The organism is Streptomyces sp. NPDC050422, assembly GCF_044458665.1.
Classification (GTDB): Bacteria; Actinomycetota; Actinomycetes; order Streptomycetales; family Streptomycetaceae; genus Streptomyces.
This window is the reverse complement of the sequence record NZ_JBITIE010000006.1, coordinates 25,882-40,395: the sequence shown is the minus strand read 5'-3', so window position 1 is coordinate 40,395 and position 14,514 is coordinate 25,882. Positions and strand designations below refer to the sequence as shown.

The following is a 14,514-nucleotide window of genomic DNA, read 5'->3' as shown; positions in this document are numbered from 1 at the left end:
CATCCCTACGTTCAGCGGCCATGGAACTGATCCAGCAGGTCCCCCAGATCTCCGCGTATCTTGCCGCCGACGACGCGATCGACCATGAACACCCGCTGGTCCGTGACACGGCCGCAGGGCTGCGCTCCCAGGCGGCAGACGCATACTCATACGCCGAAGCGGCATACCGCTTCGTACGCGACACCGTCCCGCACTCCGCCGATTCCGGTGACATGCGCGTCACGTGGCGCGCCTCGGACGTCCTCGCCACCCGTAACGGCATCTGCCACGCGAAGGCGCACGCCCTGGCCGCACTGCTGCGCGCGGAGGGCATCCCCGCGGCCCTCTGCTACCAGGGGCTCGTGAAGGACAACGGCGACCCCGGGTCGGTCCACGGGCTGATCGCGCTGCGACTGCCCCGGCCGCGACCGCTGGGACCGGCAGGACCCGCGGGGCAACCGGCCTCTTGGTGTGGACGCGCAGTTCTCACTGGACGGGGAACGGCTGGCCTGGCCCGTCCGGCCGGAGCTCGGTGGAGTGGACTACCCGACGCTCCACGCGGCACCGCATCCGGCGGTACCGCGCGCCCTGCGAATGTCCGCGGACCGTGCGGAGCTCTGGTGCACGCTGCCCACGGCGCTCTGACCACCGGCGTCCGGGGCACGGAGCGCCGTCCGTGCCCCGGAGTGACGTTTCAGCCATGGCCCCGCACGGGTCGGTCAGCCGCGCTCGCGGACCTCGGCTGCCGTCGGAGCCGTACCTCCGAGGTGCGCGGGCACCCACCATGTGTCGCTCGCGTCCTTCGGGCGCACGGGATAGGCGCGCTGGGCCGCTTCGAGCAGCTCCTGCACGCGTTCCCGGAGCCGCCGGGTGATCGCACCCGCGTACTGGTCGGCCGGGGCCTCCACCGGCTCTCCGACCCGGATCGTCACCGGGATGTGGCTGCGCCTGAAGTTGCGCGGGCGGCCCTTGGTCCACAGGCGCTGGGTGCCCCACAGTGCCATCGGGATGAGAGGCACACCGGCCTCCTGGGCCAGGCGTGCCGCACCCGACTTGAAGCTCTTCAGCGTGAACGACTCCGAGATGGTCGCCTCGGGGAACACGCCGACGATCTCGCCGGAACGCAGCGAGGCCAGCGCGTGCGCGTACGCGTCCTCACCCTGTTTGCGGTCGACGGGGATGTGCTTCATGCCACGCATCAGGGGGCCGGAGACCTTGTGCCGGAACACCGATTCCTTGGCCATGAACCGCACCAGCCGCTTCTGCGGCAGCGTCGCGAGACCGGTGAAGATGAAGTCCAGATAGCTGATGTGGTTGCTTACCAGAACCGCGCCACCGGTCTTCGGGATGTGCTCCGAACCCTGGGTGTCGATCTTCAGGTCGAGCGCCTTGAAAAACGTACGAGCGGCGCCGATGACCGGCCGATAGACGAGTTCTGCCATCTGGAGAAGACCCTTCTTCAGCGCCTGGGGAGGGTTCTCCCGGCGGAAGTTACGCAGCCGTAGGTTTTCGGCATTGGGCCGATCGTGCCCCATGCGCGTCGTGGTGGCCAGTCTCGGCGGGCGCGGGGCGCGAGATTCTCGTCACGTGGAACGGTAGGGAATGTCCCGGCGGCCGTGGGCGCTGACCCTTTGCGTAGAGCTCTGACAGGAGGCCGAAGGTGGATGTCCGGACACGTGCGGACAAGCTCGATGCAGCCCAACTCGGCGTGGAATTGGGGGAGAGGGCCACGCTCGTCCAGTTCTCCAGCGCGTTCTGCCAGCCCTGCCGGGCCACCCGCCGCACTCTCGCGGAGGTGGCGGGCATGGTCGAGGGCGTCGCGCATGTGGAGATCGACGCCGAGGCGCATCTCACTCTCGTGCGCGCGCTCGACATCAGCCGCACCCCGACCGTCCTGGTCCTCGACGCCGGCGGACAGGTCGTCCGCCGGGCCGTCGGACAGCCACGCACCGTCGACGTCGTCGCCGCGCTGGGACAGGCGATGTGACGGACCGTGATGATTCTCCCACCTCGTGGGACGGTCTTGACTGCACCCGCCGGGCATCGTCAGTCTGACGCTATGCCGCCAGAACTCCTTCTCTACGGCCGGGTCCACGTCGACCTCGCCCGCAACGCGAGTGCGCGCTGTCCGGATGCCTGAGCATCCACGGCCCCGCACATCCGACGCGCAGAAGGACATCTCCATGACGGCTTCACCCGAGACCGACACCACCCGGACGGCTTCCCCGGACCTCCTGCGTTCCGTGTTCCGGCAGCACGCAGCCGGTGTCGCCGTGATCACCGCGGCCGGTGACCGGCCGGTCGGCTTCACCGCCACCTCCCTCAACTCCGTCGCCGCCGATCCGCCGCTCATCTCCTTCGGCGTCGGTACCTCGTCCTCCAGTTGGCCGGTCGTCGCGGAGGCCGAGCACGTCGGCGTCCACATACTCGGCGAACACCAGCGGGAACTGGCCGCCACCTTCGCGCGCAGCGGCGCCGACCGGTTCGGTCCCTCCACCGATTGGCGCAGCGGACCGGAAGGTGTCCCGGTGCTGGACGGCGTGCTCGCGTGGCTGGTCTGCCGGGTCGTGGCGCGGATCCCGGCGGGGGACCACCGGATCGTGATCGCGGAGGCGGTCGTCGGTGATCCGGCCGGCGGCGGCAGGCCGCTCGTCTATCACCAGGGCCGGTTCACAGCTCTGCGGGACTGAGATCGCCCCGGCGGGACCGGGGCGCAAAGGCGTAGCTCAGATCACAGTGCCAAGCGCTTGCTCAATGGGCGTCATATGGGTGTACTGGCGAGTAATATTACGGTCGGAGCGTCGGTCGCCCCGACCGGAAATCGCCCCATCAGGCGCCTATGCTGCGTGCAACAAGGCAGCCCGGAAATGACGATGCAGTAGGAGAGCCGGCGTGAGCTTGAGGATCGTTGTCTGTGTGAAGTACGTGCCCGACGCGACCGGTGACCGGCATTTCGCCGATGACCTGACGTTGGATCGTGAGGATGTCGACGGTCTGCTGTCGGAACTGGATGAGTACGCGGTCGAGCAGGCGTTGCAGATCGCGGGCGCGGCCGACGATGCGGAGGTCACCGTGTTGACGGTGGGTCCGGAGGACGCCAAGGACGCGTTGCGCAAGGCGTTGTCGATGGGTGCGGACAAGGCTGTTCACGTCGAGGACGACGATCTGCACGGTACGGACGCGATCGGTACGTCGTTGGTGCTGGCGAAGGCGGTCGAGGCGACGGGTTACGACCTGGTGATCTCGGGGATGGCGTCGACGGACGGCACGATGGGTGTGGTTCCGGCGCTGCTCGCGGAGCGGCTGGGTGTGCCGCAGGTGACGCTGCTGTCGGAGGTTTCCGTCAAGGATGGTGTCGTGACGGGCCGCCGCGACGGCGACGCCGCGTCCGAGCAGCTCCAGGCGTCCCTGCCGGCCGTGGTGTCGGTGACCGACCAGTCGGGCGAGGCCCGTTACCCGTCGTTCAAGGGGATCATGGCGGCGAAGAAGAAGCCGGTTCAGTCGCTGGATCTGGATGATCTGGGGATCGAGGCGGACGAGGTGGGTCTGGCTGGTTCCTGGACAGCGGTCGACTCCGCGGCCGCGCGTCCTGCCCGCACCGCGGGCACGATCGTCAAGGACGAGGGCGAGGGCGGCAAGCAGCTGGCCGAGTTCCTTGCGGGCCAGAAGTTCATCTGAGCCCCGGCTGTTCCCTCACCGCCCCCGCCTACCTCGCACACGCAGGAGATTGAAGTCCCATGGCTGAAGTTCTCGTCTATGTCGACCACGTGGACGGTGCCGTCCGCAAGCCCACCCTGGAGCTGCTGACGCTTGCCCGCCGCATCGGCGAGCCCGTCGCCGTCGCCCTGGGCAACGGTGCCGCGGACACCGCCGCCGCGCTCGCCGAGCACGGTGCGGTCAAGGTGCTGACCGCCGACGCCCCCGAGTTCGCCGACTACCTCGTCGTGCCGAAGGTCGACGCGCTCCAGGCCGCCTATGACGCGGTGTCCCCGGCCGCCGTGCTGCTGCCCTCCTCCGCGGAGGCCAAGGAGATCGGGGCCCGTCTCGCGGTCCGTATCGGCTCCGGCATCATCACCGACGCGGTGGATCTGGAAGTCGGCGACCAGGGCCCGGTTGCCACGCAGGCGGCGTTCGCCGCCTCGTACACCACCAAGTCCCGTGTCTCCAAGGGTGTCCCGGTCATCACGGTCAAGCCGAACTCGGCCCCGGTCGAGCCCGCTGCGGCCGCCGGCGTCGTCGAGGCCCTCGCGGTCTCCTTCTCGGAGCAGGCCACCGGCACCAAGGTCCTCTCCCGTACCCCGCGCGAGTCGACCGGCCGTCCGGAGCTGACCGAGGCCGCGATCGTCGTCTCCGGCGGCCGTGGCGTCAACGGTGCGGAGAACTTCGCGATCATCGAGGCGCTCGCGGACTCGCTCGGTGCCGCTGTCGGTGCCTCGCGCGCCGCAGTCGACGCGGGCTGGTACCCGCACTCCAACCAGGTGGGCCAGACCGGCAAGTCCGTCTCGCCGCAGCTGTACATCGCCTCGGGTATCTCGGGTGCGATCCAGCACCGGGCGGGTATGCAGACCTCGAAGACGATCGTCGCGATCAACAAGGACGCCGAGGCCCCGATCTTCGACCTCGTCGACTACGGCGTCGTCGGCGACCTCTTCAACGTCGTCCCGCAGCTCACCGATGAGGTCACCGCCCGCAAGGGCTGACCCCGCCGGACCACGCACGGCACGGACGACGGCCCGGGGCCGCACGGTGAACCCACCGCGCGGCCCCGGGCCGTTTCCGATCACCATTGACGCAGGTACGGCAGCCTTATAACTTCACTATACGGATTGTTGATTCCGGGAAGCGGAAACAGCGAGAGCGTGGAGGGTGCGGAAATGGGTCAGCAGGAGAAGGTGGCGACGAGCCTCGCCGGTGCGGTCAGCGACGGGATCAGTGCCTCCCTCACACCGGTGGACGCCGAACTGGCCCGCCGATACCCGGGCGACCCCGGAACGCGTCAGCCGGTCCACACGGTCTACGTACCGGGGGACACCTTCACCGCCGGCACCATCCGCTCCTGGGGCGACCGGGCCTTGCAGGCGCTCGACGAGCACGCACCCGACGCCGCCTCGCTCGCCGCGGTACTCGGCATCCCGGACGAGCTCGCCGGGCCGGTCCACGACCGTGTACGCGCCAAGCTGACCCGTGAGCCCGTCGAGGACCTGCGGATCGACTTCGAGGACGGCTACGGCCCCCGCTCCGACGCGGAGGAGGACGAGGCCGTGGCCCGTGCGGCCCGGCTGATCTCCGAGGCGTACGCCAACGGCACGGCGGCGCCGTACATGGGCATCCGGATGAAGTGCATGGAAGCCGGCGTGCGCGACCGGTCCATCCGCACCACGGACGTCTTCCTCACGGGCCTGATGGAGGCGGGCGGCCTCCCCGACGGACTCGTGCTCACCCTGCCGAAGGTGACGTATCCCGAACAGGTCACCGCCTTCGTCCGCCTTCTCGAGGCGTTCGAGAAGGCGCACCGACTGCCCTCCGGGCGGCTCGGCTTCGAGATCCAGATCGAGACCAGCCAGTCGATCCTCGCCGCCGACGGAACCGCCGCCGTCGCCCGCATGATCGACGCGGCCCGGGGCCGGGCGACGGGCCTGCACTACGGCACGTTCGACTACAGCGCCTGCGTCGGGGTCAGCGCCGCGTACCAGGCGAGCGACCACCCGGCGGCCGACCATGCGAAGGCCGTGATGCAGGTGGCCGCCGCGGGCACCGGCGTACGTGTCTCCGACGGTTCCACCAACGTGCTGCCCGTGGGGCCCACCCCCCAGGTCCACGAGGCCTGGAGGCTCCACTACGGCCTCACCCGGCGCGCCCTGGCCCGCGCCTACTACCAGGGCTGGGACATGCACCCGGGCCACCTCCCGACCCGCTACGCGGCCGTCTACACCTTCTACCGCGAGGGCCTGGAGCAGGCCGCGGCCCGGCTCGCCGCTTACGTGGCCAAGGCGGGCGGCGACGTGATGGACGAGCCCGCCACGGCCAAGGCGCTCAGCGGCTACCTGCTGCGCGGCATCGACTGCGGCGCCCTGGACACCGCGGAGGTGGCCCGGCTGACCGGACTGACCCGCGCGGACCTGGACGCCTTCGCCTCGCCGCGGCGTGGCGGGCTGACCGTGACCACGCCGTAGTCCCGCGCGCCCGGCAGCCTCTCAGGCCGGGCGCAGCTCGCCCGAACCGCGCGGGATCAGCTTCGTCGGGAGCTCGACGCGTGCCGGGGTGTGGTCGGCGCCGTCGAGCCGTCGGAAGAGGTGTTCGGCCGCGGTGCGGCCGACGGCCGCCGCGTCCTGGGAGATGACGGTGATGCCGAGCAGATCCGCGAGCTCGATGTCGTCGAAGCCGACCAGGGCGACCGGACGTTCCCGGCCGGCCAGTACGCGTACCGCGGTCACCGTCACGCGGTTGTTGCCCGCGAAGAGGGCGGTGACGGGTTCGGGGCCGGAGAGCATGGTCTCGGCCGCCAGGCGGACCCGCTCGGGCTCCGTGGAGCCGAGCGCGACCCAGGAGTCCTCGACCGTGATCCCGGCGTCGGTCATGGCGGTGTGGTAGCCGCGCAGGCGCTCGGTGGCCGTGTGGATCCGGGGCTGGTCGCCGATGAACCCGATCCGGCGGTGGCCGTGCGCGATCAGGTGGGCGACGCCCTCACGGGCGCCGCCGAAGCTGTCCGAGAGCACCATGTCCGCCTCGATCCGGCCCGCCGGACGGTCCACGAACACCGTCGCTATGCCGGCCTTGATCTCCGGCTCCAGATAGCGGTGGTCGTCGCCGGCCGGAATCACGATGAGCCCGTCGACCCGCCGGGCACACAACGCGAGCACGAGTTCCTGCTCGCGCTCCGGGTCCTCGGCGCTGGAGCCGTTGATGAGCAGCGCGCCGTGCGCGCGGGCCACCTCTTCCACGGCGCGGCTCAGCGGGCCGTAGAACGGGTCCGCGAGGTCCTCCAGGACCAGGCCGATCGACGCCGTGCGGCCCTTGCGCAGCACGCGCGCGCTGTCGTTGCGGCGGAATCCCAGCGCGTCGATGGCCTCCTGGACCCGGCGCTCGGTGTCGGGTGTGACGCCCGGCTCGCTGTTGACCACGCGCGAGACCGTCTTGAGGCCCACTCCGGCACGGGCGGCCACGTCCTTCATGGTCGGCCGGTTGCCGTAGCGGGGCTCGGGGTGACGGGCGGTCTCGGCCACGGTGCGCTGTCCTGTCGTCGGGTACGGGCTGGCTGTCCGGATGTGCCGCGGAGCGTACCGCGGGCGTGGCCGGAGGCTGTGGCGTCGAGCATAGGCCCTGGACAACGTTGTCAGCGGAATGGAGACTAGGCAGACTGTTCACTGAAGCCGCAGGTCCCACCCCCTCACCCACGGAGCCACACCGATGCATACCGACCTCGTCGCCGCGCTGGACATCGGCGGCACCAAGATCGCCGGCGCGTTGGTGGACGGCGCCGGCACGCTCCGCGTGCGGGTGCAGCGTCCGACGCCCGCCCGCGAGGACGGCGAGACGGTGATGGCGGCGGTGGCCGACGTGCTGGCGGAGCTGTCCGCCTCGCCGCTGTGGGGCCGGGCCACGGCCGTCGGCATCGGCAGCGCGGGCCCGGTGGACGCCGCCGCAGGGACGGTCAGTCCGGTGAACGTTCCCGGCTGGCGGGGCTTCCCGCTGGTGGAGCGGGTGAGCGCGGCAACCGGCGGTCTGCCCGTCGAGCTGGTCTGCGACGGCGTCGCGATCGCCGCGGCCGAACACTGGATGGGCGCGGCCCGCGGCCACGACAACGCGCTGTGCATGGTCGTGTCGACCGGCGTCGGCGGCGGGCTCGTCCTCGGCGGCTCGCTCCACCCCGGCCCCAGTGGCAACGCAGGCCACATCGGACACATCAGCGTCGACATCGACGGCGACCCGTGCCCGTGCGGGTCGCGCGGCTGCGTCGAGCGCATCGCGAGCGGTCCCAACATCGCCCGCCGTGCGCAGGAGGGCGGCTGGCGGCCCGGTCCGGACGGTGACGCGACAGCGGCGGCGGTCGCGTCAGCCGCCCGGGCGGGCGACCCGGTCGCCGTGGCCTCGTTCGAGCGGGCCGCACAGGCGCTGGCGGCGGGCATCGCCGCGACGGCCACCCTGGTCGAGATCGACATCGCGGTGATCGGCGGCGGAGTGGCCGGTGCGGGTGATGTGCTGTTCGCCCCACTGCGCAGCGCCCTGCGGCGGTACGCGACGCTGTCGTTCGTCCAGAAGCTGACCGTGGCGCCGGCGGTCATGGGCAACGACGCGGGGCTGGTGGGCGCGGCGGCAGCGGCCTTCGGCGCGCGCGCGGGCGCGGACGGGGTGGTCTCCGTCTAGAGCGTTCTCCGGCGGGTGGCGACGACGTCGGACGCCGCCGCCGCCCGGTCCCTCGGGCGGATGGCCTCAGCAGCTGATGCGGAGGTCCGCCCAGTCGGCGTGATCGGAGTCGACGCCGTCGCCCCCGTCGGTGACCACCAGACGTACGACCTGCGCCCCGCTGACGTCCGCCGAGAGGGTCTGTGCCGGCATGGCGTTGGTCAGGACCCCGGTCGACGCCGCCTTCGTGCCGTCCGACCAGACCTCGAAGGCCACGCTCCCCTTGGCGCCCTTCTCGTCGTCGACGCCGACGCGCGCCGTGACCGTGCTGCACGCGCCGCCCGCGTAGTACTCGACGGCACTGGCCGCGTGCACGCCCAGCCCCTTCGCGTACACCTCGCCGCCGATGGTCAGCGGATGTCCGTCACCGGCCGCGCTCTCACCGTTGCTGGTGTCCCTCTCGACCGGACCGTAGCCGTTGGACGCGGTGAGCTGCGGCAGATCGCTCAGGTAGCCGACGCCGGCCGGTGGCGCCACCACCACATGGGCCTGGAACGGTACGGAGGACCGCACCCGTTCCCCGGTGGGCGAGCGGTACTGCGTGGTGAGCGTCAGATCGTACGTACCGGTGGCGGTGCCGGCCGGAGCCGTCACCCGCCAGCGGGTGGTCAGTGCTCCTCCGGTCGGCAGGGCCGGCGCCGTGGTCGCGGAATCGGCCCCGATCCGCCAGCCGGCCGGCCCGGTGAGGGCCGCCGACGCCTTCAGGGCGGGCGTCCGGCCCAGATCGGTGACGGTGGTCGTCAGCCGCGCCGTGCGGCCCGCCTCCACCAACGGGCTTCCGTCCAGAGCCAGTTCCACCGCGGGCGGGTACGCCGCCCAGTGGCGGTCGGCGGCGACGCGCAGCATCACCGTCCCGTGGGCCGGGACGGACGCGGAGAGGCCGCCCGCGGTGTTGCGTGTGGTCTGTGCCCACAGGTCGCGCACGGTGTACGCGTCCGCCTGCGGAAGCCCTGCGGCCGCGGCCGTCGTCGAGATCCGCTGCGCGCTCCCGGTCTCGTTGAACAGCGCCACCACCCGGCTGCCGTCCTGCATCTCCTTGGCCACGACCCAGCGCCCTCCGTCGGAGGAGAGCACGACGCCCTGCTTACCCAAGGGGTCCTGGTCGACGGCGATGACCTCGTGGTTGGAGAGGATCCGATACGTCTCGGGCGTCGCCGTACGCAGATCGGAACCGATGAGCAGCGGCGCGGCCATCACGGACCACATGGAGAAGTGGGTGCGGTACTCCGTGTCCGTCATCCCGCCGTTGCCGACCTCCAGCATGTCGGGGTCGTTCCAGTGGCCCGGACCCGCGGCCGCGGCGAGCGGCAGGTTCTGCTTCATGATCGACAGCATGCTGCTCCAGCTGTCGTTGATGTCGCCCGTGGTGCGCCAGAGGTTGCCCAGTCCGGCGGCCCATTCCCAGGGTTTGTTCTGGCCCCATTCGCAAATGCTGTAGACGATCGGGCGGCCGGTGGCGGCCAGCGCGTCCCGCATGGTCGTATAACGCTCCTTCGCGTCCACGCCCTGGTTGTTGCAGTTGTCGTACTTGAGGTAGTCGACACCCCAGTCAGCGAACTGCTGCGCGTCGCTGTACTCGTGCCCGAGCGCGCCGGGAAGTCCGACGCTGTCGCAGGTCTTGGTGCCGGCACTGGTGTAGATGCCGAGCTTGAGACCCTTCGAGTGGACGTAGTCCGCGACGGCCTTGATGCCGTTCGGGAATCGCACCGGATCGGCTTCCAGCTTGCCGTCCGCATTACGCTGCGGCTTCGCCCAGCAGTCGTCCAGGTTGATGAACTCGTAGCCTGCTTCCTTGAGCCCCTTCTCGACGAAGATATCGGCGGTTCCCTTGACCATCGCCTCGTCGAACTCGGCCCGGCAATGGGTCGAGTTCCAGTTGTTGAACCCCATGGGCGGGGTGAGTGCGAGACCGTTGTCGGCCCGCGTGCCGGCCGTCGGTGCCGGGGCGGGGGCCGGGGACTGAGCGGAGGCGGGAACGGTGGCTCCCGCCGCGCACAGGAGGCCTGCCGTCAGCGCTCCGATGACTCTGTAGCGGCTTGTGCGGGTTGTACGGCTTGGAAGATGACGCATCGTTACGTTCCTCCGTACTCGTGCCGAATCGGGTGGCAGCATGTGCACGCCAAGACGAGCGATTACGTTAGAGCGTGTTGAAGTCTGTTGGAAGAGGGGTGGTGCCGGTTGTTCGGTATCTCGTCAAAACCCTTGACGCCGCTGCTGGTTGGAGGTGAGATCCAAGCGCACGTTCGGTTGTGTTGAGTTGCCTTCGGAGGAGGGGGTCATGGCGCACTCGTACGACAGGTCAGATCTGCCCGGCAGCGTCGCGGGACATCGGATGTCCCGGCGAAGTCTGCTGCGTGGCGCGGCAGTCGGCGCCGGCGCGGTCACGCTTCCCGCGCTGCTCACCGCCTGCGGAGGGGGCCCCGGCGGTGACGGCAAGACCATCACCCTGGGATCGAATTCGTCCGACCCCATCCCGAAGAAGGCGTTCGCCGACGCCTTCAAGGCCTATGCCGCACAGTCCGAAGGCCGAAAGGTGAAGGTCAACACCGTTGACCACAACACCTTCCAGGAGAACATCAACAGATATCTCCAGGGCAAGCCCGACGACGTCTTCATGTGGTTCGCCGGATACCGCATGCAGTTCTTCGCCAAGAAGGGGCTGCTGTACGACATCAGCGACAACTGGAAGGGCTACGAGGGATTCTCGGACGCCCTGAAGGCCCAGTCCACCGGCGAGGACGGCAAGCAGTACCTCACGCCCTACTACTACTATCCGTGGGCCGTTTTCCACCGGAAGAGCCTCTTCACCGAACGGGGCTATCAGGCGCCGAAGACGCTGGACGAGTACGTGGCCCTCGCCAAGCAGATGAAGAAGGACAAGCTGGACCCCATCGCGTTCTGCGACAAGGACGGCTGGCCCGCGATGGGCACCTTCGACTACATCAACATGCGGACCAACGGATACGAATTCCACAAGAGCCTGATGGCCGGCGAGGAAGCCTGGACGGACAAGCGGGTCAGGGAGGTCTTCGACACCTGGCGGCGCCTGCTCCCGTACTGCCAGCAGGGCGCCAACGGCCGCACCTGGCAGGAGGCGGCGACCAGCCTCCAGAAGCGCGAGGCCGGGATGGCGGTCTTCGGTCTGCCGCATCCCGGGGCCCAGTTCCCCAAGGCCGAACAGGACGACCTCGACTTCTTCCCCTTCCCCGTCATCAACCCGGAGCACGGCCAGGATGCCGTCGAGGCGCCGATCGACGGGTTCCTGCTGGCGAAGAAGTCGAAGAGTCTCAAGAACGACAAGAACCTGGAGAGCGCCAAGGACCTGCTGAAGTGGCTCGCCACCGGCAAGGCCGAGGACATCTACCTCAAGAGCGACCCGAACAACATCGCGGTCAACGACCGGGCGGACACCTCCCAGTACTCCGCCATCCAGAAGAAGGCCGTCGACCTGGTGTCGGGAGCGAAGCAGATCTCCCAGTTCCTGGACCGGGATACCCGGCCGGACTTCGCGTCCACGGTCATGATCCCGGCGATCCAGAAGTTCATCAGCAGTCCGAACGACGTGGACGGGCTGGTCAACGGCATCGAACGGCAGAAGAAGACCATCTTCGCCTCGGACTGAACCGGGAGTACCGACCGTGTCGTTCATCTCGGGGCGGCGCACCGGACGACGGGGCTCGCGACGGTTCAGCCGTCGCGACCTCGTCGTGCTCGGCGCGCTGCTCGGCATACCCGTCCTGCTCGACATCGCCATCGTGTGGGGGCCGACCCTCGCCTCCGTCGTCCTCTCGTTCACCAGCTGGGACGGCATCGGCGACATCGAGTGGGTCGGCACGCGCAACTACACGAACCTCTTCACGAACTACCCGCAGTTCTGGCCGGCCGCCCGCCACAACCTGCTCTGGCTCGCCTTCCTCGGCCTGGTCGCCACACCGTTCGGGCTGCTGCTCGCCGTACTCATCGACAAGGGCGTCCGCTTCAGCCGCTTCTACCAGTCGACCCTGTACATGCCCGTCGTGCTCTCCCTCGCCGTGGTCGGCTTCATCGCGCAGCTGGTCTTCTCCCGCGACCAGGGAGCACTCAACGCGATCGTCGGTGACACCGCCTCGCCGACCGACTGGCTGGGCGATCCCGACCTCAACATCTGGATGGTCCTGCTCGCGGCCGCCTGGCGCCACACCGGCTATGTGATGATCCTCTACCTTGCCGGGCTGAAAGCCGTGGACACCTCCCTCAAGGAGGCCGCGGCGATCGACGGGGCGAGCGAGACCCAGACCTTCTTCCGCATCGTCTTTCCGACGCTGCGCCCGGTCAACATCATCGTCGGCGTCATCACCGTGATCGAGTCGCTGCGCGCCTTCGACATCGTCTACGCGGTCAACCACGGCCGCAACGGGCTGGAACTGCTCTCGGTGCTCGTCACCGACAACATCATCGGTGAGGCCAGCCGGATCGGGTTCGGCTCTGCCATCGCCGTCGTCCTGCTGGTCGTCTCGCTGGGGTTCGTCGTGACGTATCTGGTCCAGGAGATCCGAGGGGAGAAGGACCGATGACCACGCAAGCAACCGCGGCCCGCCCGGCGCCGACCGTCCCCGCCACGACCCGGCGCAGGGTCCGCCCCGGCCGGCTCGGCGTGCACGCCTTCCTGATGACGGTCTCGCTCGCCTTCCTCGCCCCGCTGCTGCTCGCCGTGTACGCCTCGCTCAGGCCCTACGACGAGACCTCGGAGCACGGCTACTTCTCGCTGCCCCGCCATCTCTCGCTGGACTACTACCGGCAGGCGTTCACCGACTCGGGCATGATGAAGTACTTTGTCAACACCATGATCATCGCGGTGCCGGGGGTGCTTGTCACCCTCTTCCTCGCCTCGTTCGTGGCATTCGCACTCGCCCGGCTGAGGATGCGCGGCGGGCTCGTCCTGCTGATGCTCTTCACCGCGGGGAACCTGCTTCCGCAGCAGGTGATCGTCACGCCGCTGTACGTCGTCTTCAATCGCATCCCGCTGCCCTACTGGATGTCCGACTCGATGACGATGTTCGACTCCTACTGGGCCGTCATCCTGGTGCAGGTCGGATTCCAGCTCGGCTTCTGCGTCTTCGTCCTGGCCAACTTCATGCGGACCCTCCCTCAGGAGATCCTGGAGGCGGCCGTCGTGGACGGGGCGGGTGTCTGGACCCAGTACTGGCGGATCACGCTGCCCCTGTGCCGCCCCGCACTCGCCGCCCTGGGAACGCTCCAGTTCACCTGGATGTACAACGACTTCCTCTGGGCCCTGGTCTTCATCTCCGACGGCGACAAACTCCCGGTCACCTCGGCGCTGAACAACCTGCGCGGTCAGTTCTTCACCGACTACAACCTCCTCGCGGCCGGCTCGGTGATCGTCGCGCTCCCGACCCTCGTGGTCTTCCTGCTGCTCCAGCGGCACTTCATCGCGGGACTCACACTGGGGTCCAGCAAGGGGTGACGGTTTCCGGTTCCGGTTCTCGATTCTGTTCCAGGACTCGCTGCGCCTGCGCACCGGCGGTTGTCAGTGGCGGGTGCGATCCTGCATGCATGGACGAGATCATGCGGCGGCGGGTGTACGGCGCCGATCACGACGACCCGGATCCGGGCCCCAGGCCGGGGCGCGTCTACCGGGAACTGGTGGGCGGCCCGCTCGACGGGCTGCTCCTGGACGTGACCGGCTGGACGAAGGTGGCACTGGCGGACGGCTCCGCCCTGATCACCGAGATCGGCGCCTATGGAGCGGGTGGCCGGGCCGAGTACGGGCCCCGGGCGGAGGATCCGAACAAGTGGGACTGGCGGGGTGACACGCCGTAGGCCGACCGGTATCTGGCCGCACTCCGCGCGGTGGAGACAGGGGCTGACGAGGGCTGCCTCAACGAGGTCGACACCGAGCCGGGGCAGGCTGCCGGCGCCGGGCCGGGCCGGCCTCAGCGGCCCCGGTCCGAGGACTGCTGCGGTACGACCACCAGGAACGCGTCCTGTTCCAGGTCCATCACGACCTCCGCCGCCACGCCCTCACCCCGCCGGGCCGCGGCGAACTCCTCCGCGGGCCAACTGCCCCGCGGGCCCCCGGCGGGAAACTGCTCAAGTACGGTGCGACGCACGGTCCGCCCCCTGTCGTTCGTT

General features: G+C 69.5%; 14 protein-coding genes and 1 pseudogene. 11 read left to right on the top strand and 4 right to left on the bottom strand.

Going from position 1 to position 14,514, the window contains the following annotated elements; all coding sequences use genetic code 11:
• Positions 1-20 precede the first annotated feature (20 nt).
• Positions 21-624 (top strand): annotated as a pseudogene (locus ACIBJG_RS10115) (transglutaminase domain-containing protein).
• A gap of 74 nt (positions 625-698) precedes the next feature.
• On the opposite strand, the gene ACIBJG_RS10110 reads toward ACIBJG_RS10115, so the two are convergent.
• Positions 699-1,421 (bottom strand): lysophospholipid acyltransferase family protein, encoded by a 723-nt coding sequence (locus ACIBJG_RS10110; RefSeq protein ID WP_399306411.1) that lies wholly within the window; start codon positions 1,419-1,421, stop codon positions 699-701.
• 218 nt (positions 1,422-1,639) lie between these two features.
• Here ACIBJG_RS10110 and ACIBJG_RS10105 point away from each other — a divergent pair, with 218 nt between their 5' ends.
• From ACIBJG_RS10105 to ACIBJG_RS10085, 5 genes are all read left to right on the top strand, one after another.
• Positions 1,640-1,966, top strand: coding sequence for a thioredoxin family protein (locus tag ACIBJG_RS10105; protein ID WP_399306409.1), 327 nt, complete (start codon positions 1,640-1,642; stop codon positions 1,964-1,966).
• A 196-nt stretch (positions 1,967-2,162) separates the two neighbouring features.
• The gene (locus ACIBJG_RS10100) at positions 2,163-2,669 is read left to right on the top strand and encodes a flavin reductase family protein (RefSeq protein ID WP_399306406.1); all 507 of its coding nucleotides are present in this window, start codon (positions 2,163-2,165) and stop codon (positions 2,667-2,669) included.
• Positions 2,670-2,871: 202 nt separating this feature from the next.
• Complete coding sequence (locus tag ACIBJG_RS10095; RefSeq protein ID WP_399306403.1) at positions 2,872-3,657, top strand: electron transfer flavoprotein subunit beta/FixA family protein; 786 nt, start codon at positions 2,872-2,874, stop codon at positions 3,655-3,657.
• Positions 3,658-3,716: 59 nt separating this feature from the next.
• On the top strand, positions 3,717-4,679 hold the full coding sequence (locus ACIBJG_RS10090) for an electron transfer flavoprotein subunit alpha/FixB family protein (protein WP_399306400.1): 963 nt from the start codon (positions 3,717-3,719) through the stop codon (positions 4,677-4,679).
• Positions 4,680-4,853: 174 nt separating this feature from the next.
• Complete coding sequence (locus ACIBJG_RS10085) at positions 4,854-6,152, top strand: DUF6986 family protein (protein ID WP_399306397.1); 1,299 nt, start codon at positions 4,854-4,856, stop codon at positions 6,150-6,152.
• Between the two features lie 21 nt (positions 6,153-6,173).
• Here the strand turns inward: ACIBJG_RS10085 and ACIBJG_RS10080 are convergent, their stop codons facing one another.
• Positions 6,174-7,202: a LacI family DNA-binding transcriptional regulator gene (locus ACIBJG_RS10080; protein WP_399306394.1), complete on the bottom strand. Its 1,029-nt coding sequence runs from the start codon at positions 7,200-7,202 to the stop codon at positions 6,174-6,176.
• A 184-nt stretch (positions 7,203-7,386) separates the two neighbouring features.
• Here ACIBJG_RS10080 and ACIBJG_RS10075 point away from each other — a divergent pair, with 184 nt between their 5' ends.
• A complete protein-coding gene (locus ACIBJG_RS10075; protein ID WP_399306391.1) occupies positions 7,387-8,343 on the top strand; it encodes an ROK family protein in 957 nt (318 codons plus the stop codon).
• A 66-nt stretch (positions 8,344-8,409) separates the two neighbouring features.
• Here ACIBJG_RS10075 and ACIBJG_RS10070 read toward each other — a convergent pair whose 3' ends face one another.
• Complete coding sequence (locus tag ACIBJG_RS10070) at positions 8,410-10,452, bottom strand: NPCBM/NEW2 domain-containing protein (protein ID WP_399306388.1); 2,043 nt, start codon at positions 10,450-10,452, stop codon at positions 8,410-8,412.
• Positions 10,453-10,714: 262 nt separating this feature from the next.
• On the opposite strand from ACIBJG_RS10070, the gene ACIBJG_RS10065 reads away from it, so the two are divergent.
• From ACIBJG_RS10065 to ACIBJG_RS10050, 4 genes are all read left to right on the top strand, one after another.
• Positions 10,715-12,004: an ABC transporter substrate-binding protein gene (locus tag ACIBJG_RS10065; RefSeq protein WP_399307185.1), complete on the top strand. Its 1,290-nt coding sequence runs from the start codon at positions 10,715-10,717 to the stop codon at positions 12,002-12,004.
• Positions 12,005-12,020: 16 nt separating this feature from the next.
• Positions 12,021-12,935, top strand: coding sequence for a carbohydrate ABC transporter permease (locus ACIBJG_RS10060; protein ID WP_399306385.1), 915 nt, complete (start codon positions 12,021-12,023; stop codon positions 12,933-12,935).
• The gene (locus ACIBJG_RS10055; RefSeq protein ID WP_399306383.1) at positions 12,932-13,846 is read left to right on the top strand and encodes a carbohydrate ABC transporter permease; all 915 of its coding nucleotides are present in this window, start codon (positions 12,932-12,934) and stop codon (positions 13,844-13,846) included. The genes ACIBJG_RS10060 and ACIBJG_RS10055 overlap by 4 nt, the downstream gene beginning before the upstream one ends.
• An 89-nt stretch (positions 13,847-13,935) precedes the next feature.
• Positions 13,936-14,202, top strand: a complete 267-nt coding sequence (locus ACIBJG_RS10050; RefSeq protein ID WP_362556150.1) for a hypothetical protein — start codon at positions 13,936-13,938, stop codon at positions 14,200-14,202.
• A 113-nt stretch (positions 14,203-14,315) separates the two neighbouring features.
• On the opposite strand, the gene ACIBJG_RS10045 is transcribed toward ACIBJG_RS10050, so the two are convergent.
• Entirely contained in the window at positions 14,316-14,492 is a 177-nt protein-coding gene (locus ACIBJG_RS10045) for a hypothetical protein (RefSeq protein WP_187284892.1), read from the bottom strand.
• Between the last annotated feature and the right edge of the window lie 22 nt (positions 14,493-14,514).